Annotated in this window: 19 protein-coding genes; all 19 read left to right on the top strand. The window is 40.0% G+C overall.

The window, feature by feature from the left end; translation table 11 throughout:
* The 19 genes from M028_RS0111495 (at position 1) to M028_RS0111395 (ending at position 19,758) form a co-directional block, all read left to right on the top strand.
* The gene (locus M028_RS0111495; RefSeq protein ID WP_026574045.1) at positions 1–768 is read left to right on the top strand and encodes a TatD family hydrolase; all 768 of its coding nucleotides are present in this window, start codon (positions 1–3) and stop codon (positions 766–768) included.
* Positions 769–1,005: 237 nt separating this feature from the next.
* Positions 1,006–2,187: a G5 and 3D domain-containing protein gene (locus M028_RS0111490; protein ID WP_026574044.1), complete on the top strand. Its 1,182-nt coding sequence runs from the start codon at positions 1,006–1,008 to the stop codon at positions 2,185–2,187.
* A 217-nt stretch (positions 2,188–2,404) separates the two neighbouring features.
* Positions 2,405–2,965 carry a ribonuclease M5 gene (gene rnmV / locus M028_RS0111485; RefSeq protein ID WP_026574043.1) on the top strand — a complete coding sequence of 187 codons (561 nt, stop codon included), beginning with the start codon at positions 2,405–2,407 and terminating at the stop codon, positions 2,963–2,965.
* The gene (gene rsmA / locus M028_RS0111480; RefSeq protein ID WP_026574042.1) at positions 2,958–3,836 is read left to right on the top strand and encodes a 16S rRNA (adenine(1518)-N(6)/adenine(1519)-N(6))-dimethyltransferase RsmA; all 879 of its coding nucleotides are present in this window, start codon (positions 2,958–2,960) and stop codon (positions 3,834–3,836) included. The genes rnmV and rsmA overlap by 8 nt, the downstream gene beginning before the upstream one ends.
* A gap of 536 nt (positions 3,837–4,372) precedes the next feature.
* Positions 4,373–5,251, top strand: a complete 879-nt coding sequence (yabG, locus tag M028_RS0111470; RefSeq protein WP_026574041.1) for a sporulation peptidase YabG — start codon at positions 4,373–4,375, stop codon at positions 5,249–5,251.
* Positions 5,252–5,459: 208 nt separating this feature from the next.
* Positions 5,460–5,720: a biofilm formation stimulator Veg gene (gene veg / locus M028_RS0111460; protein WP_026574040.1), complete on the top strand. Its 261-nt coding sequence runs from the start codon at positions 5,460–5,462 to the stop codon at positions 5,718–5,720.
* 143 nt (positions 5,721–5,863) lie between these two features.
* Positions 5,864–6,040 carry a small, acid-soluble spore protein, alpha/beta type gene (locus M028_RS0111455; protein ID WP_026574039.1) on the top strand — a complete coding sequence of 59 codons (177 nt, stop codon included), beginning with the start codon at positions 5,864–5,866 and terminating at the stop codon, positions 6,038–6,040.
* A gap of 214 nt (positions 6,041–6,254) precedes the next feature.
* Positions 6,255–7,127 carry a 4-(cytidine 5'-diphospho)-2-C-methyl-D-erythritol kinase gene (gene ispE / locus M028_RS0111450; RefSeq protein WP_026574038.1) on the top strand — a complete coding sequence of 291 codons (873 nt, stop codon included), beginning with the start codon at positions 6,255–6,257 and terminating at the stop codon, positions 7,125–7,127.
* A 255-nt stretch (positions 7,128–7,382) separates the two neighbouring features.
* Entirely contained in the window at positions 7,383–8,204 is an 822-nt protein-coding gene (gene purR, locus M028_RS0111445) for a pur operon repressor (RefSeq protein ID WP_026574037.1), read from the top strand.
* 17 nt (positions 8,205–8,221) lie between these two features.
* On the top strand, positions 8,222–8,596 hold the full coding sequence (locus M028_RS0111440) for a RidA family protein (RefSeq protein WP_026574036.1): 375 nt from the start codon (positions 8,222–8,224) through the stop codon (positions 8,594–8,596).
* 197 nt (positions 8,597–8,793) lie between these two features.
* A complete protein-coding gene (spoVG, locus tag M028_RS0111435) occupies positions 8,794–9,084 on the top strand; it encodes a septation regulator SpoVG (protein WP_026574035.1) in 291 nt (96 codons plus the stop codon).
* Positions 9,085–9,275: 191 nt separating this feature from the next.
* On the top strand, positions 9,276–10,649 hold the full coding sequence (glmU, locus tag M028_RS0111430) for a bifunctional UDP-N-acetylglucosamine diphosphorylase/glucosamine-1-phosphate N-acetyltransferase GlmU (protein WP_026574034.1): 1,374 nt from the start codon (positions 9,276–9,278) through the stop codon (positions 10,647–10,649).
* Positions 10,650–10,671: 22 nt separating this feature from the next.
* A complete protein-coding gene (locus M028_RS0111425; protein ID WP_026574033.1) occupies positions 10,672–11,628 on the top strand; it encodes a ribose-phosphate diphosphokinase in 957 nt (318 codons plus the stop codon).
* Between the two features lie 103 nt (positions 11,629–11,731).
* On the top strand, positions 11,732–12,367 hold the full coding sequence (locus M028_RS0111420; protein WP_026574032.1) for a 50S ribosomal protein L25/general stress protein Ctc: 636 nt from the start codon (positions 11,732–11,734) through the stop codon (positions 12,365–12,367).
* A gap of 261 nt (positions 12,368–12,628) precedes the next feature.
* On the top strand, positions 12,629–13,189 hold the full coding sequence (gene pth / locus M028_RS0111415; RefSeq protein ID WP_026574031.1) for an aminoacyl-tRNA hydrolase: 561 nt from the start codon (positions 12,629–12,631) through the stop codon (positions 13,187–13,189).
* Between the two features lie 149 nt (positions 13,190–13,338).
* Positions 13,339–13,569 carry an anti-sigma-F factor Fin family protein gene (locus M028_RS0111410; RefSeq protein ID WP_026574030.1) on the top strand — a complete coding sequence of 77 codons (231 nt, stop codon included), beginning with the start codon at positions 13,339–13,341 and terminating at the stop codon, positions 13,567–13,569.
* 137 nt (positions 13,570–13,706) lie between these two features.
* Complete coding sequence (mfd, locus tag M028_RS0111405) at positions 13,707–17,243, top strand: transcription-repair coupling factor (protein WP_026574029.1); 3,537 nt, start codon at positions 13,707–13,709, stop codon at positions 17,241–17,243.
* Between the two features lie 203 nt (positions 17,244–17,446).
* Entirely contained in the window at positions 17,447–17,983 is a 537-nt protein-coding gene (gene spoVT / locus M028_RS0111400; protein ID WP_026574028.1) for a stage V sporulation protein T, read from the top strand.
* A gap of 161 nt (positions 17,984–18,144) precedes the next feature.
* On the top strand, positions 18,145–19,758 hold the full coding sequence (locus M028_RS0111395) for a putative polysaccharide biosynthesis protein (protein WP_331280317.1): 1,614 nt from the start codon (positions 18,145–18,147) through the stop codon (positions 19,756–19,758).
* The last annotated feature ends 1 nt before the right edge of the window (position 19,759 follow it).

The following is a 19,759-nucleotide window of genomic DNA, read 5'->3' as shown; positions in this document are numbered from 1 at the left end:
ATGTTATTCGACACACATGCACATTTAAATGATGAACAATACAACGAGGATTTGCAAGAGGTTATTGTAAGGGCAAAAGAAGCAGGAGTATCCAATCTTGTTGTTGTCGGTTTTGATCGACCAACGATTGAAAAGGCAATGGTTTTGGCTGATACATATGATTTTATCTATGCTTGTGTCGGCTGGCACCCGGTTGATGCCATTGATATGACAGAAGAGGACTTACAATGGATTGAGGATTTAACCGCACATCCAAAGGTTGTCGCAATAGGTGAAATGGGGCTGGACTATCATTGGGATAAGTCCCCTAAGGACATCCAGAAAGAGGTATTTCGCAAACAAATCAGGCTAGCGAAAAAGGTAAAGCTTCCAATTGTCATTCACAATCGTGAAGCAACGGCAGATATTGTTGAGATTTTAAAAGAGGAGGGAGCAGAGGAGGTCGGGGGCATCATGCACTGTTTTAGCGGCAGCCCAGAGGTTGCGAAGGAATGTGTGAAAATGAACTTTTATATTTCACTTGGAGGTCCGGTCACTTTTAAAAACGCAAAAAAGCCAAAAGAAGTGGCTGCTGAAATTCCTTTAGATAAACTGTTAATTGAAACCGATTGCCCATATTTAGCACCCCATCCTTATCGCGGAAAAAGAAATGAACCGGGGTATGTGAAGTTGGTCGCTGAGCAAATTGCCGAAATAAAAGGCATAACTCTAGAAGAAGTAGCCCATGCAACCACCTATAATGCAAAAAAATTATTCGGCATAAACTGACAGAAAATGCTGTCGTAGTACCGAGAAACTTGTCCTAATTTTTTCGGAAAACAAAAAGTTCTACACGTCTCCTTTCAGGAATAGGATTACCATGTCGATAAGTTTTCCTTTGCATTCCGTCCAGCATTATGCATAATTAGAAATACGTTCACAGGAATGCAAGGGTTGACAGCCGACAGCGTGGTTCTTATTATTTACTCCAACAAGAAGGAGGCGTTTTTCATCGTATTCAAAAACATGAAAAACCTGATTTCCAGGTCTGTGAGCAAGAAGAAATGGCCCATTGTATTCACTAGTTTAGTAGTTTTTGCCGGTGCTCTTAGTTTCCTTGTATTTGAGGGGTCGAAGAAAACAGTGGCAATGACGCTGAATGGCCAAGAAAGAATCGTAAAAACACATGCAGATACCGTCAAAGATGTATTCGACGAGCTAGGGTTAAAGATTCGCTCTCAGGACTACTTGTTTCCGTCTACAAATAGCAATGTAAAAGACGATCAAAAGATTGTCTGGAAACAAGCAAAACAGGTTACTATTGTGAAAGACAACGAGAAGAAAACGGTATGGACAACAGCCGATACGGTTGCTGAGCTTCTAAGGAATCAGAATGTTTCGATTAAGGAACATGATCAAGTTTTGCCAAATCCACAGAAACAGATCAGAAACAAGATGAAAATTAATATTAAGGCTGCCTTTCATCTTACATATGTAGATGGTGGAAAGAAGAAGAAAGTATGGTCCACTTCGACTACGGTCGCTGACTTTTTAACACAACAGGGAATTAAGCTAAAATCATTAGACCGAGTTGAACCGTCATTAACTGCGACAGTCAATAAGAATAATGTGATTCACGTTATTCGAGTAGAAAAAGTCACCGATGTAGTGGAAGAACCAGTTCATTTTGCTGTAATAACAAAAAAAGATGAGAGCCTCGCTAAAGGTAAAGAAAAGACTGTCAAGGAAGGCCAGAAAGGACTTGTTTCAAGAGAATATGAAGTTTTCTTTGAAAATGGCAAAGAAGTTTCAAGAAAACTAATTAATGAGCAGAAGCTTAAAGAGAAACAGGATAAGATTGTGGCTGTCGGAACGAAAGAGTTGGATTTACAAGTTTCCCGTGGTGAGAGTGAAACCGGTAAAGAGTTCTATGTGAGTACAACTGCATATACAGCAGATTGTAACGGCTGTTCGGGAAGGACGGCTACAGGGATTAATCTTCGGGCCAATCCAAATGTAAAAGTGATTGCTGTTGATCCGAATATCATTCCGCTTGGAACAAAGGTTTTTGTGGAAGGCTATGGCTATGCTGTAGCAGCTGATACTGGCTCAGCTATTAATGGTTACAAAATAGATGTTTTCTTTCCATCCAGATCGCAGGCGTATCGCTGGGGTGTTCGGAAGGTGAAAATTAAAGTCCTAAATTAAGCTTTTTTGTGCAGAGGATTCCTTCCTCTGCATTTTGCTTTTTTCCTAAATTTCTTTATACTAAGGAAAGCATAAGTGCCTTTTAGGACACCATCTGAACCATTTATAGATTCTTATTCTAATGTATGATGTTTTTCATTTATATAGACGATGGACATTACAAAAATGTTTCAAGTTTTTTTCAATTTTTTATTTTTTATGTTTTTTGGAGGAAATAATGAAGATTAAAGAAATTATTGTGGTAGAGGGCAAGGATGATACGACCGCCATTAAAAGGGCGGTAGATGCAGATACAATTGAAACAAACGGTTCAGCAGTAAATCAGGCAACAATTGAGAAGGTAAGACGTGCCCAAGAAACAAGAGGGGTCATTATTTTTACCGACCCGGATTTTCCCGGTGAAAAGATTAGAAAGACCATTGCAGAAAAGGTACCGGGGTGCAAACATGCCTTTTTACCAAAGGAAGTGGCAATTGCCAAGAATGGGAAAGGGGTTGGAGTGGAACATGCCCATCCGGAGGCAATTGTTGAGGCTTTAAAGGATGCCCAAATGATGTGTGAAACGATTGTCGAAGAAATCTCCCAAGAGGATTTAGTCACAGCAGGTCTAATTGGCGGTGAAGGCTCGAAGGAACGCCGAATCAAGCTGGGGATGCTTTTAAAAATTGGCTATACAAATGGTAAACAGTTACATAAACGCTTAATGATGTTTCAAATCAGTAAGCAGGAATTCGCACAGGCACTTTCAGTTGTGCTTCAGGAGGAACAAAATGAATAAAGATATCGCGACCCCTGTTAGAACAAGGGCTATACTGGAGAAATACGGTTTTTCGTTTAAGAAAAGCCTAGGACAAAACTTTTTGATTGATACGAACATATTAAGAAAAATCGTTGAATTTGCCAATATTACAGAAGATACAGGTACCATTGAAATCGGACCGGGGATTGGTGCCTTAACTGAGCAGCTTGCCCGCAGAAGTAAGAAGGTAGTTGCTTTTGAAATTGATCAGCGCTTGCTGCCTATTTTAAAAGATACTCTTGACCCTTATTCCAACGTAAAAGTGATTCATCAGGATGTTTTAAAAGCAGATGTAAAAGAGGTCATTAAGGATGAGTTTCAAACAATTGATGATCTGATGGTGGTTGCAAATTTACCGTATTACGTAACAACTCCGATTATTATGAAGATCCTCGAGGAGCATCTGCCGATTCGTGGAATTGTTGTCATGCTCCAAAAGGAAGTGGCGGACCGAATTTCAGCTTCTCCAGGTACAAAGGATTACGGGTCACTTTCAATAGCTGTTCAATACTATACGGAAGCCGAAACGGTAATGATTGTTCCGAAAACCGTGTTTGTTCCTCAGCCTAATGTTGATTCAGCGGTGATTAGGCTGACGAGGCGGACTACTCCTGCGGTTACGGTGAAAGATGAAGGTTTCTTTTTCCAAGTAACAAGAGCAAGCTTTGCCCAGAGAAGAAAGACATTGTTGAATAATTTAACTAGCCAGCTGCCGGATGGCAAGCAGAAAAAGGAACAAATCCTTGAAGCTTTAGGCGGATGCGGAATTGATCCGACCAGAAGAGGGGAAACACTCTCCCTAGAGGAGTTCGGAAGGCTCTGTGATGCATTATATCCATATTTTAAGTAGAAGACCTCTTAGGGGGTCTTTTTTGGTTTTAGAGGGCGTTGGACACAGGATCATTGGGGAAGTGTCTTCAATAAGCCTGATAGGCGACAAAACGAGTGAGAAACCCGGTCAAAGTGTCTTCAATAAGCCCGATAGGCGACAGAACGAGTGAGAACCCAGCCAAAGTGTCGCCAATAAGTTTGATAGGCGACAAAACGAGTGAGAAGCTAAGTCAAAGTGTCGCCAATAAGTTTGATAGGCGACAAAACGAGTGAGAAGCTAAGTCAAAGTGTCGCCAATAAGCCCGATAGGCGACAAAACGAGAGGGAAGCCCGGCCAAAGTGTCGCTAATAGTCAAAACTAGTACGAAACCTACCCAAATGCCCTAACATCCCGATTAAAAAGAAACCAATATGCTGCCAGCAAAAATTCCGACAATAACCTGGTGCCTCAAGCCTTCCCCACCATTCCGTCACAAATCTGCCGTATTCTGCATAGCCTATGAAAGGAACTTTATTTGAAAGGCCTTATTTGCTGGTCTTATTGGAGTGACAGCAATGGATTTAAAATTAATGGATGTTGTCGGCAGACAATCACATAATTGCGATATTCTCTTCCGAATTATAGATATTCGGGAAATCAACGGTCAAAAGATCGCCATCCTCTACGGTGAAGACTTTCGCTTAATTGCAGATGCACCCTATTACGATTTGATTCCAATTAACCAAACAGACAGAATGAGGATGACACAGGAATTTCGAAATCTGGAGGAACAATCGTACCGGCTTTTTACACAAGATGTTGATTTATTAAAGCACAGACAGGAATATGAAGCAACAGACGGGTATGTCAAATCATTTAATTACTTCCAGATTCCCGGTAAGGTCCTTCATTTAGATGGAGACCCAAATTACTTAAAGAAATGTATGGACTTATACGATAAAATCGGGATACCTGTCACAGGTATACATTGTAATGAAAAAGAAATGCCTGAAAAAATCGGTCAATTAATTGATTATTACCGTCCCGACATCCTTGTCATTACAGGACATGATGCCTATTCAAAAGCAAAAGGGAAAATGACCGATATCAATGCATACCGTCATTCTAAGCATTTTGTTCAAACCGTTCGGGAAGCCCGCCGAAAAGTACCGCATTTGGATCAATTGGTGATTTTCGCCGGCGCCTGCCAATCCCATTTTGAATCGCTCATTCATGCAGGAGCCAATTTTGCAAGCTCACCATCAAGGATCAATATCCATGCACTCGACCCTGTATATATCGTAGCTAAAATTAGCTTTACGCCCTTTATGGAGCGGATAAATGTTTGGGATGTATTAAGAAATACATTGACGGGCGAAAAAGGATTAGGAGGAATCGAAACAAGGGGAGTTTTACGGACTGGAATGCCTTATAATCCGGTTCCTGAGGAATAATTGAAGGCCTTTTTTACTCAAAGGGGCTTTTTTTTTATGATTGATACATATTTAAGGGAAGTTAAGGAAACCATAGAAATGTTGAAATTTAGAAGAAAAAGTAGAAGAAAAAATATTGACAATCTTTTTATCGGACTGATATAATTTTATATTTTGTTTGACAAATTGTTATACGCGTGGTATACTTTTACATAGTGAGGTGGACCGAATGCCAAAAACCTTAGCCGATATTAAAAAGGCTCTTGACTCAAATTTAGGGAAAAGATTGTTACTTAAGGCAAACGGAGGACGCAGAAAAACGATTGAGCGCTCCGGTGTTTTAGCGGAAACATACCCTTCAGTATTTGTCATTGAGTTGGATCAAGATGAGAATGCTTTTGAGCGTGTTTCATACAGCTATGCAGATGTATTAACTGAGACCGTTCAAATCACCTTTGAAGATGCATCAGGACACTTAGCTTTAAGCTAACATATAAGCAATGTTTGGGCGGTAAACGGTGGTTTACTGCTTTTTGCTTTCTTCAAAAATCGACATGGATGATTATAGATAACATGAAAAGATTAAATTTATACATACTATAAATACCGTGTGTGAAGAAAGGGGTTGTTTAGATGGGCAGAAGAAGAGGTGTCATGTCCGGTCAATTTAAAGAGGAGCTCGCTAAAGAGCTTGGCTTTTATGATGTGGTTCAAAAAGAAGGCTGGGGCGGGATTAAAGCCCGTGACGCAGGGAATATGGTAAAGCGTGCCATAGAGCTTGCTGAGCAACAGTTGTTGAACAAACGTTAACCAAAAGATCGATATCTTTCTGAAGTCAGTTTAAACCGATAGATTCACCACGGTCAGGCCAGGGAATAAACCCCCTGGCCTTTCATTTCTGCACTATTCTTTGTTAAAATGTTATATTTGATAGGATTATTTATCTATCACGTCTTACATTGGCCGTTTTGTGGTAAAATAGGACAAAATATGGAACTGTCAATTTTTAAAGTAGGTGGACGTTGTGAAGCTTTTAGTAAAAGCACCGGCCAAGATTAATTTATCATTAGATGTTTTGTACAAACGTCCTGATGGATATCATGAAGTTGAAATGATTATGACAACAATTGATTTGGCCGATCGAGTTGAGCTAAGTTTATTAAATCAAGATAAAATACATATTCTTTCCCATAACCGCTACGTTCCGGATGACCAGCGAAATTTAGCCTATCAGGCTGCCCAGCTGTTAAAGGACCGTTTTCAGGTCAAAAAAGGGGTTGTGATCTCCATTGAAAAGACAATCCCGGTTGCTGCAGGCCTTGCCGGCGGCAGCAGTGATGCTGCGGCAACATTAAGAGGTTTAAATAAGTTATGGGGACTTGGATTAACACTGGATGAGCTGGCTGAACTCGGTTCTGAAATTGGGTCAGATGTTTCCTTCTGTGTATATGGCGGAACAGCCATAGCAAAGGGCAGAGGGGAATTTATCACCGATCTCCCGGCTCCTCCCACATGCTGGGTGATTTTAGCAAAACCCTTTATTGGTGTATCGACAGCAGAGGTCTATCGTCGCCTTGACTTAAATGGAATGAAGCACCCAAACACAAATGGAATGGTTGAAGCAATAAAAAATAATGATTATCAGCAGGTTTGTCAAAACGTTGGGAACGTTTTAGAAGACGTTACATTAAACCTTCATCCGGAAGTAGCCCTCATCAAGGATCAAATGAAGCGCTTTGGTGCTGATGCTGTACTAATGAGTGGCAGTGGGCCGACGGTTTTTGGCTTAGTTCAGCATGATTCGAGAATGCACCGAATCTATAACGGCTTAAGAGGATTTTGTGACCAGGTTTTTGCAGTGAGGATGTTAGGAGAACGCCACTTCCTTGATGTCTAGCGCAAGCGTCCTGCCCCTCACGGTTGCTATCCTGCTCCTGCGGCAAAGCTTATTCAAGGTAGTACTGTTCACCTCGTCGCATGCCTGCAAGGAAGAAAATTCAGTGATGCTGGCATGTCGATGAAGTCAAAGAACGACTTCACCGCCAGGACCTAAAGCCTTGTCGGGGCTGAACAAGGCGCTTACGCTTTCCTTGATTAAATGCGTACGTTAGTGATATATTTTAATTAGAATTTTCGTCTTTTGGAGGTTATTATGAAGTTTCGTCGAAGTGAACGGTTGATTGATATGACGAATTATTTACTGGACCATCCTCGCCAGCTCGTGCCGCTGACATTTTTCGCCGATCGTTATGAATCAGCAAAATCATCTATTAGTGAAGATTTAGCGATAGTCAAAGAAACATTTGAGCAAAAAGGATTTGGAACCTTGCAGACGGTACCTGGTGCAGCTGGAGGCGTTAAATTCTTAGTGCAAATAAGCAAAGAAAATGCGAGGCCATTCGTTCAAGAACTTTGTGAATTAATTGCTACTCCTGATCGGTTATTACCTGGAGGCTATTTATATTTGACGGATATCTTGGGGGACCCTCAAATTGTACAAAAGGCAGGAAGGATTATTGCTTCTGCTTATTCCGAAGCTAAAATAGATGTCATCATGACTGTGGCAACAAAAGGGATTCCGCTTGCCTATGCAGTGGCAAGTCAATTAAATGCTCCTGTTGTGATTGTCAGAAGGGACAGCAAAGTGACAGAGGGGCCGACGGTAAGCATTAATTATGTCTCTGGTTCAACCAAAAGAATTCAAACGATGGTTCTTTCCAAGAGAAGCCTAACAGAAGGCTCCCGGGTCTTGATTGTCGATGATTTCATGAAAGCCGGCGGAACAGTTATCGGCATGATTAGTTTATTAGAGGAATTTAATGCTACAGTAGCTGGGATTGCTGTTTTAGTTGAAGCGGAAAAAATTGAAGAGCGCCTGGTTGATAACTATTTATCTCTTGTTCAATTATCGGATGTTGATTTAAAGGAAAAAAAGATTAATGTTAAAGAAGGTAACTATTTTACACTTGAATAAATAGGAGGGTTCTACATATGAAAATCGTTCAAACAAATCAAGCACCAGCGGCAATTGGTCCATATTCTCAAGGTATTGTTGTCAATAATTTATTCTACAGCTCTGGTCAAATTCCGCTAACAGCGGAAGGTACTTTGGCTGAAGGAGATATTAAGGTACAAACCCACCAGGTATTTAAAAATTTACAAGCAGTACTAGAGGCTGCTGGTGCATCCTTAGAGACTGTTGTAAAAGCCACTGTTTTTATTAAAAATATGGATGAATTTGCACAGCTTAATGAAGTGTATGGAGAGTACTTCCACACACATAAACCTGCACGCTCATGTGTCGAAGTAGCCAGATTACCTAAAGATGTATTAGTTGAGATCGAAGTAGTAGCGCTCGTGAAATAAACGAGTGCTTTTTTTATTTGTACGGAGGAAAATATTTATTATTTTGTCTTAAAATGTAAGAAAATTACCGTTTTTTACAGAAGTTCACTTTTTTGTCCTAATTTTTCTAAAAAATTTTAAAATTAAAGAAGGAAAACCAAGATTTCTGTTGAATTTATTAATCTAGCTTTTTATCTAGAAGAAAAGGGTGTGAGCACATGGAAGTAACTGACGTAAGATTACGCCGCGTTAATACGGATGGAAGAATGAGAGCGATTGCATCAATCACATTAGACAATGAATTTGTTGTTCATGACATCCGTGTTATCGATGGAAACAACGGTTTATTTGTAGCTATGCCAAGTAAACGTACTCCAGACGGAGAATTTCGTGACATTGCGCATCCAATCAATTCAGGAACACGCGGAAAAATCCAAGAAGCTGTTTTGGCAGAGTACCACCGCTTAGGTGAATTGGAAATTGAATTTGAAGAAGCCGGAGCTTCCTAAGGATTTTGACAACTAGGGCCTTTCTTCCACGTAAGGCTCTTTTTATTTTTCTTCGCTAATTGTCCCCTCTATAAGTCTTCTAAGCAGCACTCCAAATAACAAATTAAGACACTTTCAGAACATTCCTTGAAAAGGCAAGCAAATTGCGTTAATATTTTTAATGGATAAAAAGGTAAATTGGAGGCATGTTCATGTCTAATCGTTATGCTGTGATTTTAGCCGCTGGACAAGGAACGCGGATGAAATCAAAGCTCTATAAAGTGTTGCACCAGGTTTGTGGAAAACCAATGGTTCAGCATGTGGTGGATCAAATAACAAAGCTGGATATAGAAGAAATGGTTACGATTATCGGGCATGGAGCAGAAATGGTAAAAGCCCAATTAGGCGATAAAAGCCTTTATGCTCTTCAAGAACAACAGCTTGGAACGGCACATGCGGTCATCCAAGCTAAAGAAATGCTCGCTGGTAAAAAGGGAACAACCATTGTTGTCTGCGGTGATACTCCATTAATTCGTGCAGAAACGATGGAAGCCTTATTTAACCATCATCAAGAACTAGCTGCAAAGGCTACCATTCTGACTGCGAGGATTGAAGATCCAACAGGCTATGGCCGGATCATTCGAAATGAAAGCGGATTGGTTGAAAAAATCGTTGAACACAAAGATGCTACAGAGGCAGAGCGGGCCATTAATGAAATTAATACTGGAACGTATTGCTTCGACAATGAGGCTCTTTTTGAGGCATTATTAAAAGTCTCAAATGATAATGTTCAAGGGGAATACTATTTACCGGATGTTATCGAGATTCTAAAGGAACAAGGTGAAATTGTTACCGCCTTCCAAACAGATAAGTTTGAAGAAACGATTGGCGTGAATGACAGAATCGCGCTAAGCACTGCAGAGCGAATTATGCGAAAACGGATTAATGAAGACCATATGCGGAATGGTGTAACGCTCATCGATCCCGATAACACCTATATTGAGACAGATGTACAAATTGGCCAGGATACTGTGATTTATCCTGGGACCATCCTGAAGGGTAGAACGATCATTGGTTCTGATTGTCAAATTGGCCCGCATTCTGAGATTGATACTTGTGAAGTCGGGAATGGAACAGTTATCCGCCAATCTGCTGCTAATAAAAGTTCAATTGGCGCAAATGTCAATATTGGGCCGTTTGCCCATATTCGGCCTGATTCAGCCATTCAAGATGAAGTGAAGATTGGAAACTTCGTTGAAATTAAGAAGGCTGTATTTGGTAAGGGAAGCAAAGCCTCTCATTTAAGTTATATTGGAGATGCAGAAGTGGGTAATAATGTAAACATCGGCTGTGGTTCGATCACGGTTAACTATGATGGTAAAAATAAATATTTAACCAAAATAGAAGATGATGTCTTTGTCGGCTGTAATTCAAATCTTGTTGCTCCTGTTACAGTTGGGAAGGGTGCATATGTTGCTGCAGGTTCTACCATTACCATGGATGTACCTGGAGAGGCATTGTCCATTGCCCGTGCGAAGCAAGTGAATAAGGAAAACTACGTTCAAAAGCTTAATTTGAAAAAATAAGCGAGAATAATGGAGGACCATCATGTCAAATCAATATTTAGATCCAAATTTAAAGGTATTCAGTTTAAATTCTAATCTTCCCTTGGCAAGAGAAATTGCAAAAGTAATTGGTGTAGAGCTTGGAAAGTGCTCAGTAACAAGATTTAGTGACGGGGAAATTCAAATTAATATTGAAGAAAGTATCCGCGGCTGTGATGTGTACGTAATCCAGTCAACAAGCAATCCGATTAATGAGAATCTCATGGAACTATTAATCATGATTGACGCATTAAAAAGAGCATCTGCAAAGACGATTAATATTGTGATGCCTTATTATGGTTATGCCCGTCAAGATCGTAAAGCACGTGCCCGTGAGCCAATTACTGCAAAATTAGTAGCGAATCTGCTTGAAACAGCAGGAGCCACCCGTGTGATTTGTCTTGATTTGCATGCTCCGCAAATTCAAGGGTTCTTTGATATTCCAATTGACCACCTTATGGGTGTGCCAATTTTATCAGAATACTTTAAGAACAAAGCACTAGACGGTGATCTTGTCGTTGTATCTCCAGACCATGGCGGGGTAACAAGAGCTAGAAAAATGGCGGAGCGCCTAAAAGCACCGATCGCGATCATTGATAAACGCCGTCCGCGTCCAAATGTTGCCGAGGTTATGAATATTGTAGGTAACATTGATGGAAAGGTAGCTATTCTCATTGATGATATTATTGATACAGCTGGAACGATTACACTTGCTGCAAATGCATTAGTGGAAAACGGTGCTTTAGAGGTTTATGCCTCCTGTACACACCCTGTATTGAGCGGTCCAGCCATTGAAAGAATTCAAAATTCAAAAATTAAAGAATTAGTGGTTACAAACTCAATTGAACTTCCGGAAGAGAAAAAGATTGATAAAATTATAAATCTTTCTGTCGCACCACTAATCGGTGAAGCAATTATCCGTGTACATGAGGAACAGTCCGTTAGTACATTATTTGATTAATCGGTGCAAGGAACCACCCGAATTTAGCTGAATTAAAATGTTTAGACCTTCCTGTTTTGGGGCAATTTTATAAAGTGAACTTAAATAGGAAGGTGACATTTCAATGAGTACTGTTTTACAAGCAAAAGAACGCAATGAATTTCGTCATTCTGCTTTAAAGAAAATTCGGGACACTGGAAGCATTCCAGCTGTTATTTATGGTGCAAAGGTTGAAAGTAAGCCTGTTTATATTAGTTCTGCTGATTTAACGAAAACCATTCGTTCTGTAGGCAGGAATGGTGTCTTTTCTCTTGATATCAGTGGAAATCAGCATGATGTTGTCCTAAAGGATTATCAAGAGGATTGTATTAAAAAAGAAATTACACATGTTGATTTTTTAGCAGTTGATAAGTCTTCAAAAATCAATGTATCGGTCAGACTTGTACTTACTGGTGAGGCTGCAGGTGTGAAAGATGGCGGGGTTCTACAGCAGCCGGTCCACGAATTGTCAATCACATCAACTCCTGACAATATTCCGGCTCAGATTGAAGTAGATGTCACGAACCTGCAGGTTGGTGAAAATGTAACCATTGCAGATATCCTCTATCAAGGGTCATTTTCGATTAATCATGATGCAGAAGAAGTGGTTGCCTCGATTCTTCCTCCAAAACAGGAAGTAGAAATTAATGCAGGTGAACAGCAAGATGGCGGCCATCCTGATCAAGAAGAAGGAAGAGAAACAGAACCAATTGGAGACTAATAGTAATAGACGTAACCTAAACAAAGGTTACGTCTTTTGCAGTTCTTATTTAAAGCGAAAGCTATGTTAGACTTGGTTGTTGATTTCCGCTCCAGGAGGCTCACCTGTCCCGCTGCTCCCGCAGGAGTCTCGCACCTTACGCTCCAATCAACGTTTTTCAAATCAACACTACCTTTAACACAGCTAAAGCGAAAATAATGGAGAGAATTTATGCTTCGAAAAATTTTTAGAAAGTGGTTTGAACCGGAAGAGGTGGGAAAGATGAAAATAATGGTTGGTTTAGGAAACCCGGGGAAGCAATATGAACATACGAGGCACAATGTAGGCTTCGATGTCATTGATGAGCTTTCGCGCCGATTTAATATTCCGTTAGACCAATCCAAATTAAAAGGTTTGTATGGAATTGGATTCTACAAAGGGGAAAAGGTCTTATTGTTAAAACCATTGACCTTTATGAACTTATCTGGGGAATCCATTCGCGCCGTAATGGATTATTATGATATCGATTTAGAAGACCTCTTGGTGATTTATGATGACCTTGATCTACCTGTTGGGAAAATTCGTCTCCGCCAAAAGGGAAGCGCAGGCGGACATAATGGAATTAAGTCCACGGTAGCCCAACTTGGGACTCAAGCATTTAACAGAATTCGAATCGGCATTGACCGCCCACAAAATGGGATGAGCGTGCCTGATTATGTTCTGGGGAAATTTCATAAAGAAGAGCAGTCACAGGTTCAAGATGTTATTCAAAAAAGTGCCGATGCATGTGAAGCCTGGCTGGAGAGGCCATTTATACAAGTAATGAATGATTTTAATCAGTAAATGTACATGAGATAGGCCATCCTTTCATATTATAAAGCGTATATCCAAAACTGAATGTTTGCGGTTTGAGAAGTGACTTTAGAGTGAATAGATTCCCCCTGTTTGGGTTAATATACTAATATTAAATCGAAGAATAGGGAGGGACAGGCGTGGCCATCCATTATCATTGCAGGCATTGCGGCACAAAATTAGGCTCTATCGAACAATCATCCATACACAGCGAAACGCTTGGTCTGAATAAGTTAACTGAACGGGAAAGACAAGAAATGGTTGCGTACGATCCATCTGGGGATATTCACATCACCTCGATTTGTGAAGACTGCCAGGAAGCTTTGGAGCGAACTCCAGAATACCATCAATATGATTTTCTTATTCATTAACTAGCTTTGGATGCACTCCAAAGCATTTTTCTGTTTTGAAATTTAAACTTTTATAATATATGAAATTTGTATACTGTCTAGCTCCAGCCCCTGAAAAAGGCGCTTTTAGCTTTTCGGTTGAGAGAGGAGGATTTAGGTTGAACAGTTTAACATCATTATTCCTTCGACAGGAAGACATTCATTCTGTTATATCCGGAATGGAAGAAGGACTAAAGGAACAGTTAATTGCAGGGTTATCAGGCTCATCGAGGACCATCTTTGCAGCATCCATTTATGAACAAATGAAAAGGCCAATTATGTTCGTTACCTATAATTTGCTGCAAGCACAAAAGCTATATGATGACCTTGTCAGTCTAGTAAATGAAAAGGATGTTTTTCTTTTTCCGGCAAATGAACTGATCGCTGCGGAAATGAGTATTGCCAGCCCGGAATTAAAGGCTCAAAGAATTGAAGCTTTGAACTATTGGAGCAAAAATAGCCGCGGAATTTTAATAGCTCCTATTTCTGGCTTGAAAAAAATTACTCCCCCAAAGGCTATGTGGAAAAACTATCAACTTTCCTTAAAACTAGGGGAAGACTTAGATATAGAGAGAACGCTTACAACCCTTGTTAAGATGGGGTATGTAAGGGAAGAAATGGTGTCTACTCCTGGAGAATTTAGTGTACGGGGCGGAATTATTGATATTTATCCTCTTACAGAATCAGACCCGCTTCGGATTGAACTTTTTGATACCGAAATTGATTCGATCCGTTATTTCTCTCTTGAGGACCAGCGTTCCAAGGAAAAGATCTCAGAAATCTTAATTGGCCCTGCAACAGAAATTCTTCTTGAAGATGTAAATTACAGTCGAATCGTTGAAAGATTAGAAGATGGCTTAGCAAAAAGCTTAAAAAAATTAAAGGACGAAAAGGCCAAAATCCAACTCGCACAAAATATTGGATATGAATTAGAGCTGCTAAAAAATCAGCAAAAGCCTGACCAAGTCTATAAATACTTATCACTTGCCTACGAAAATGCTGGTAGTTTACTAGATTATCTTCCACATAACGGTTTAGTATTTATTGATGAAATCAGCAGGGTTCATGAAATGAATGAATCTCTAGTTAAGGAGGAAGCAGACTGGTATACCTCCTTATTAGGTGAGGGAGAAATTATACATGACCTGGTTATTTCACATGACCTACACGGGCTTTTACAAAAAAAGAATTTTCCGGTCCTTTATATGTCACTATTTCTCCGTCATGTCTCAAATACCAGTCCGCAAAATATTATTAATGTTTCTTGTAAGCCTATGCAAAACTTCCACGGACAAATGCATTTGCTTAAAGCAGAAGTAGACCGTTGGAAAAAAAGCAACTATTCTATTCTTGTACTCGGACCCGATGAAGAACGGGTAAAAAAACTGGAGAGGGTTTTAGAGGATTATGAAATTCAATCCTCACTTTTAGGTGAGGGGCAGGAGCCATTACCTGGTAAAGTTCAAATTATGAGAGGAAATCTCCAAACCGGATTTGAATTATCCATTCAAAAAATTGCCGTGATTACCGAGGAAGAATTATTTAATAAACGAGTGAAAAAATCTTCTAGCCGGCAAAAACTATCGAATGCAGAAAGAATTAAAAGCTATTCTGAACTCCGGGTTGGTGACTACGTTGTTCATGTAAACCATGGAATTGGAAAATACCTTGGTATCGAAACACTTGTAATTAATGGAATTCATAAGGATTATTTACATATTCGTTATCAAGGGACGGATAAGCTGTATGTTCCTGTTGAACAAATTGATTTAATCCAGAAATATGTTGGGTCTGAAGGAAAAGAGCCCAAAGTCTATAAGCTTGGCGGCACTGATTGGAAAAAGGTGAAAAAGAAAGTTCAATCCTCTGTCCAAGATATTGCGGATGATTTAATTAAGCTGTATGCCGAACGTGAAGCAGCTGTTGGTTATGCTTTCTCACCTGATGGAGACATGCAAAGAGAATTCGAAACAAACTTTGCCTACCAAGAAACAGAAGATCAGTTACGGTCTATTCGTGAGATTAAAAAGGATATGGAAAGATTGCGTCCAATGGACCGGCTCCTCTGTGGGGATGTTGGTTATGGAAAAACGGAGGTTGCTATTCGGGCGGCCTTTAAAGCCATTACCGATGGCAAGCAGGTTGCTTTCCTTGTGCCAACAACCATTCTAGCTCAACAGCATTTTGAAACGTTAAGGGAAAGATTTCAGGACTTCCCCATCAATATTGGATTGTTAAGCCGTTTCCGTTCGAAAAAGCAACAAACGGAAACGATAAAAGGGCTGAAGGCGGGGACTGTTGATATTGTCGTTGGAACACACCGCCTGCTGTCAAAGGATGTTATTTATCGTGACTTAGGGCTGTTAATTATCGATGAAGAACAAAGGTTCGGGGTTACACATAAGGAAAAGATAAAGCGCCTAAAAACAAATGTGGATGTTTTAACGTTAACAGCCACACCAATTCCAAGAACACTGCATATGTCCATGCTGGGAGTTCGAGATTTGTCGGTGATCGAAACACCGCCTGAAAATCGCTTCCCTGTTCAAACCTATGTTATGGAGTATAATGGATCGCTTGTCAGAGAGGCTATTGAACGGGAACTGGCCCGTGACGGACAAGTATACTTTTTATATAACCGGGTAGAGGATATTGAACGGAAGGCAGAAGAAATTTCTATGCTTGTACCGGATGCCCGTGTAACTTTTGCCCATGGGCAGATGTCAGAAAATGAATTAGAGTCTGTAATGTTGAGCTTTTTATCCGGAGAATTTGATGTTCTCGTCAGTACAACGATTATTGAAACTGGTGTAGATATTCCCAATGTCAATACGTTAATCGTCTTTGATGCTGATCGAATGGGACTTTCACAACTTTATCAGCTGCGTGGCCGGGTTGGAAGATCCAATCGGGTTGCCTATGCCTATTTTACGTATCGAAAGGATAAAGTTTTAACGGAAGTGGCTGAGAAACGCCTACAGGCGATTAAGGAATTTACGGAGCTCGGTTCCGGATTTAAAATTGCGATGCGGGATCTATCCATCAGGGGTGCCGGCAATTTATTAGGGGCACAGCAGCATGGTTTTATTGATTCAGTTGGATTTGATCTGTATTCACAAATGCTGAAGGAAGCCATTGAGGAAAAGAGAGGCGACCTTAAGGAAGCTGAACGGAAAACGGTTGAAATTGATTTAGAAATTGATGCGTATATTCCGGATTCCTACATTAAGGATGGACATCAAAAAATTGAAATGTATAAGCGCTTCAGGGGTATTCAGGCATTAGAGGATGTACAGGAGCTTCAAGAGGAAATGATTGACCGTTTTGGCGAATATCCTAATGAAGTAGCATACCTCTTCCAAATTGCAGAAATGAAGGTTTATGCCCTTCTAAATGGTGTTGAACAAATAAAGCAAGTGAAGCAGGAAGTAACATTGTTAGTGAATGAAATAGTAAGCAGCAAGATTGATGGCCATAAGCTGTTTAAAATCAGCAGTCAGTTTGGAAGAATGGTTACCCCAGGAATGGAGGGCAATAAATTAAAAATGACCCTCAATGTTAAAGGGTGCGAAATAGCAAAATGGCTTCATGTTGCCTTTGAAATGATAAAGGGGCTTGAAGAATCGAAAAAAGGCGAAGAAAATCCAGTTACTTAATCTTTTTTTCAATCCATTAGGTTTCAATTCAGTGGTTAATCCTGTACCTAAAAGGAAATTTTCTCACATATGTGAAAAAATATAACGATTGTGTATAGAACTTTCCAGATGAAAGATACTAAGTTCAAAGTTGGTGGTGATTATTACATAAGCATCATTACCAAGTTAGTTTAAATCATCAGATGAAAGTGAGGCAACATTGGATGAAAGCAACTGGAATAGTTCGTCGAATCGATGATTTGGGTCGTGTTGTCATACCGAAGGAAATTCGCAGAACATTAAGAATTCGTGAAGGGGACCCGTTAGAGATCTTTGTGGATCGAGACGGAGAAGTGATTTTAAAGAAGTATTCTCCAATTAGCGAATTAAGCGATTTTGCAAAAGAATATGCGGAAGCCCTTTTTGACAGCCTTGGAAATCCAGTACTAATTTGTGATAGAGATGCCTATATCGCTGTTGCTGGAGGTTCCAAAAAAGATTATTTAAATAAAAATATCAGTGATTTGGTTGAAAAAACGATGGAGGACCGTAATTCCGTTCTTGTCACTCAACAAGGCGATGTAGCCTTGTCAGATGGAAGTCCGGAGGCGATTTCATCATATACAATTGGACCGATTATTGCAAATGGAGATCCGATTGGAGCAGTTATTATTTTCTCTAAAGAAGGTACAGTTGGAGAAGTTGAACAAAAAGCTGTTGAAACAGCAGCTGGATTCTTAGCAAGACAAATGGAGTCATAATTTTAGTTTTTTTAACGAAAGGACAGCGCTTGCTGTCTTTTTTCATGCACCAAATGAAGGCGCATCCTATGCTATAATACATGGGAGTTTATTTTTGTCTAACTCCAGCGCTGTTCAAGGCGCATGTGCATTTCTGTTTGGAGGAAAAGATATTGAAGCCCGTGAATCAATCAAAGACTCTTTTTCGAGGGGCTTTCATTTTAACGATTGCTGCTCTGGTTACCAAAATTTTGAGTGCCTTTTACCGCATCCCGTTTCAAAATATTGTCGGTGATGTTGGTTTTTACATATACCAGCAGGTTTACCCGTTTTATGGAATCGCCATGGTTCTTGCAACCACCGGATTTCCGGTCGTTATTTCAAAATTATATACGGAGCAAAAAGAAGCAGGTGCCAATGGGAAACCGCAGCTTTTGCTCCTAGGATCATTTCTTTACTTGCAGATTTTTGGTTTTCTTTGTTTTTTAATCCTTTATATCGGGGCCCAGCCGATTGCACTGTTAATGAATGACCCAAAGCTATCGATACTTTTAAGGGTCGTTTCGATTGTATTTTTGACTTTTCCTGTTGCAGCTGTATTAAGAGGCTATTATCAAGGAAATGGAGATATGGTTCCGACCGCCTTATCACAGGTAGGGGAACAAATTACACGAGTGGTTACGATCATTTTCCTTGCCTATCTTTTTACACGGAAAGGCTATTCACTCTATCTCGTCGGCGGGGGTGCGATGTTTGGATCAATTACAGGGAGTATTGTTTCCGCCCTTATTTTGTTTACATTTCTAAAGTTTCGCAAAGAATGGAAACGGGTAGGTCCAAAAAAGAAAGCTGCTTGGAGTTTAAAAAGGGAAACAAAATGGATTTTCAAAGAGTTACTGTTTCAAGGACTGACCATCTGTGTTAGTGGAATGCTGATGATTTTTATTCAATTGGGTGATTCCTTAAACCTATATTCACTGCTTGTTTTAAATGGGACAGAGGAAGGTTTGGCGAAAAGCCTAAAAGGGATCTTTGACCGGGGACAGCCGTTAATCCAATTGGGGACCGTTGCGGCTTCGTCCTTGTCATTATCTCTTGTACCGCTAATTACTAGCGGGAGATTAAAAGAGCAGCCGGGCCTTTTACATGAAAAAATTCAGCTGGCAATGAGGATTAGTCTTGTCATTGGAATAGGCGCTTCTGCAGGTCTATGGGCTATTATTAAGCCAACGAATACGATGCTTTTTGAAAATGGATCCGGCTCCTCGGTATTAGGAGTCCTAAGTTTTGTTATTTTATTTACTTCACTCATTTCGACCATGATTGCGATTATGCAGGGAATGGGAGTCTTGGTTTTTCCCGCCGTAATAGTCGTTCTTTCTTTCCCGATAAAATACGGATTAAATTTGATTTTTTGCCCGCTGTTTGGCATTATGGGGGCTGCGGTTTCAACGATTATTACACTATTCATGATTAATTTACTGCTATATTTAAAGTTTAAAAATATGATGAATGCTCCTGTTTTTACCATCCGTTTTGTTCGAACGATTCTGACTGCGGCCATCGTGATGGCAGGCTTTTTAAAAGGGTATTTATATTTAACTAATTTTCTATTTCTTTCCCATATGGCGGTAAGGATTGGTTCCTCCTTTCAGGCTTTAAGCGGAGTAGTATTGGGAGGGATTTTATTTTTGATGATTGTGATTCGTGGGAGGGTCTTTTTAGTAGAAGATTTAGCGTTATTCCCATTTGGAAGTAAATTAATTCGGTTATTGCCAGAAAAGGTGAGGGGTTAAG

It is taken from the genome of Bacillus sp. UNC438CL73TsuS30 (assembly GCF_000482325.1).
Lineage (GTDB): Bacteria > Bacillota > Bacilli > Bacillales > Cytobacillaceae > Neobacillus.
Note: the sequence above shows the minus strand (reverse complement) of the source record. Positions and strands in the feature narration are given on the sequence as shown.

Coding starts and splice junctions, on each gene's coding strand:
- M028_RS0111420 (WP_026574032.1), top strand. CDS start 11,732: ATGAGTACTGTTTTACAAGCAAAAGAACGCAATGAATTTCGTCATTCT.
- spoVT (WP_026574028.1), top strand. CDS start 17,447: ATGAAAGCAACTGGAATAGTTCGTCGAATCGATGATTTGGGTCGTGTT.
- veg (WP_026574040.1), top strand. CDS start 5,460: ATGCCAAAAACCTTAGCCGATATTAAAAAGGCTCTTGACTCAAATTTA.
- rsmA (WP_026574042.1), top strand. CDS start 2,958: ATGAATAAAGATATCGCGACCCCTGTTAGAACAAGGGCTATACTGGAG.
- purR (WP_026574037.1), top strand. CDS start 7,383: ATGAAGTTTCGTCGAAGTGAACGGTTGATTGATATGACGAATTATTTA.
- glmU (WP_026574034.1), top strand. CDS start 9,276: ATGTCTAATCGTTATGCTGTGATTTTAGCCGCTGGACAAGGAACGCGG.
- M028_RS0111490 (WP_026574044.1), top strand. CDS start 1,006: ATGAAAAACCTGATTTCCAGGTCTGTGAGCAAGAAGAAATGGCCCATT.
- M028_RS0111495 (WP_026574045.1), top strand. CDS start 1: ATGTTATTCGACACACATGCACATTTAAATGATGAACAATACAACGAG.
- rnmV (WP_026574043.1), top strand. CDS start 2,405: ATGAAGATTAAAGAAATTATTGTGGTAGAGGGCAAGGATGATACGACC.
- M028_RS0111440 (WP_026574036.1), top strand. CDS start 8,222: ATGAAAATCGTTCAAACAAATCAAGCACCAGCGGCAATTGGTCCATAT.
- M028_RS0111425 (WP_026574033.1), top strand. CDS start 10,672: ATGTCAAATCAATATTTAGATCCAAATTTAAAGGTATTCAGTTTAAAT.
- spoVG (WP_026574035.1), top strand. CDS start 8,794: ATGGAAGTAACTGACGTAAGATTACGCCGCGTTAATACGGATGGAAGA.
- yabG (WP_026574041.1), top strand. CDS start 4,373: ATGGATTTAAAATTAATGGATGTTGTCGGCAGACAATCACATAATTGC.
- pth (WP_026574031.1), top strand. CDS start 12,629: ATGAAAATAATGGTTGGTTTAGGAAACCCGGGGAAGCAATATGAACAT.
- M028_RS0111455 (WP_026574039.1), top strand. CDS start 5,864: ATGGGCAGAAGAAGAGGTGTCATGTCCGGTCAATTTAAAGAGGAGCTC.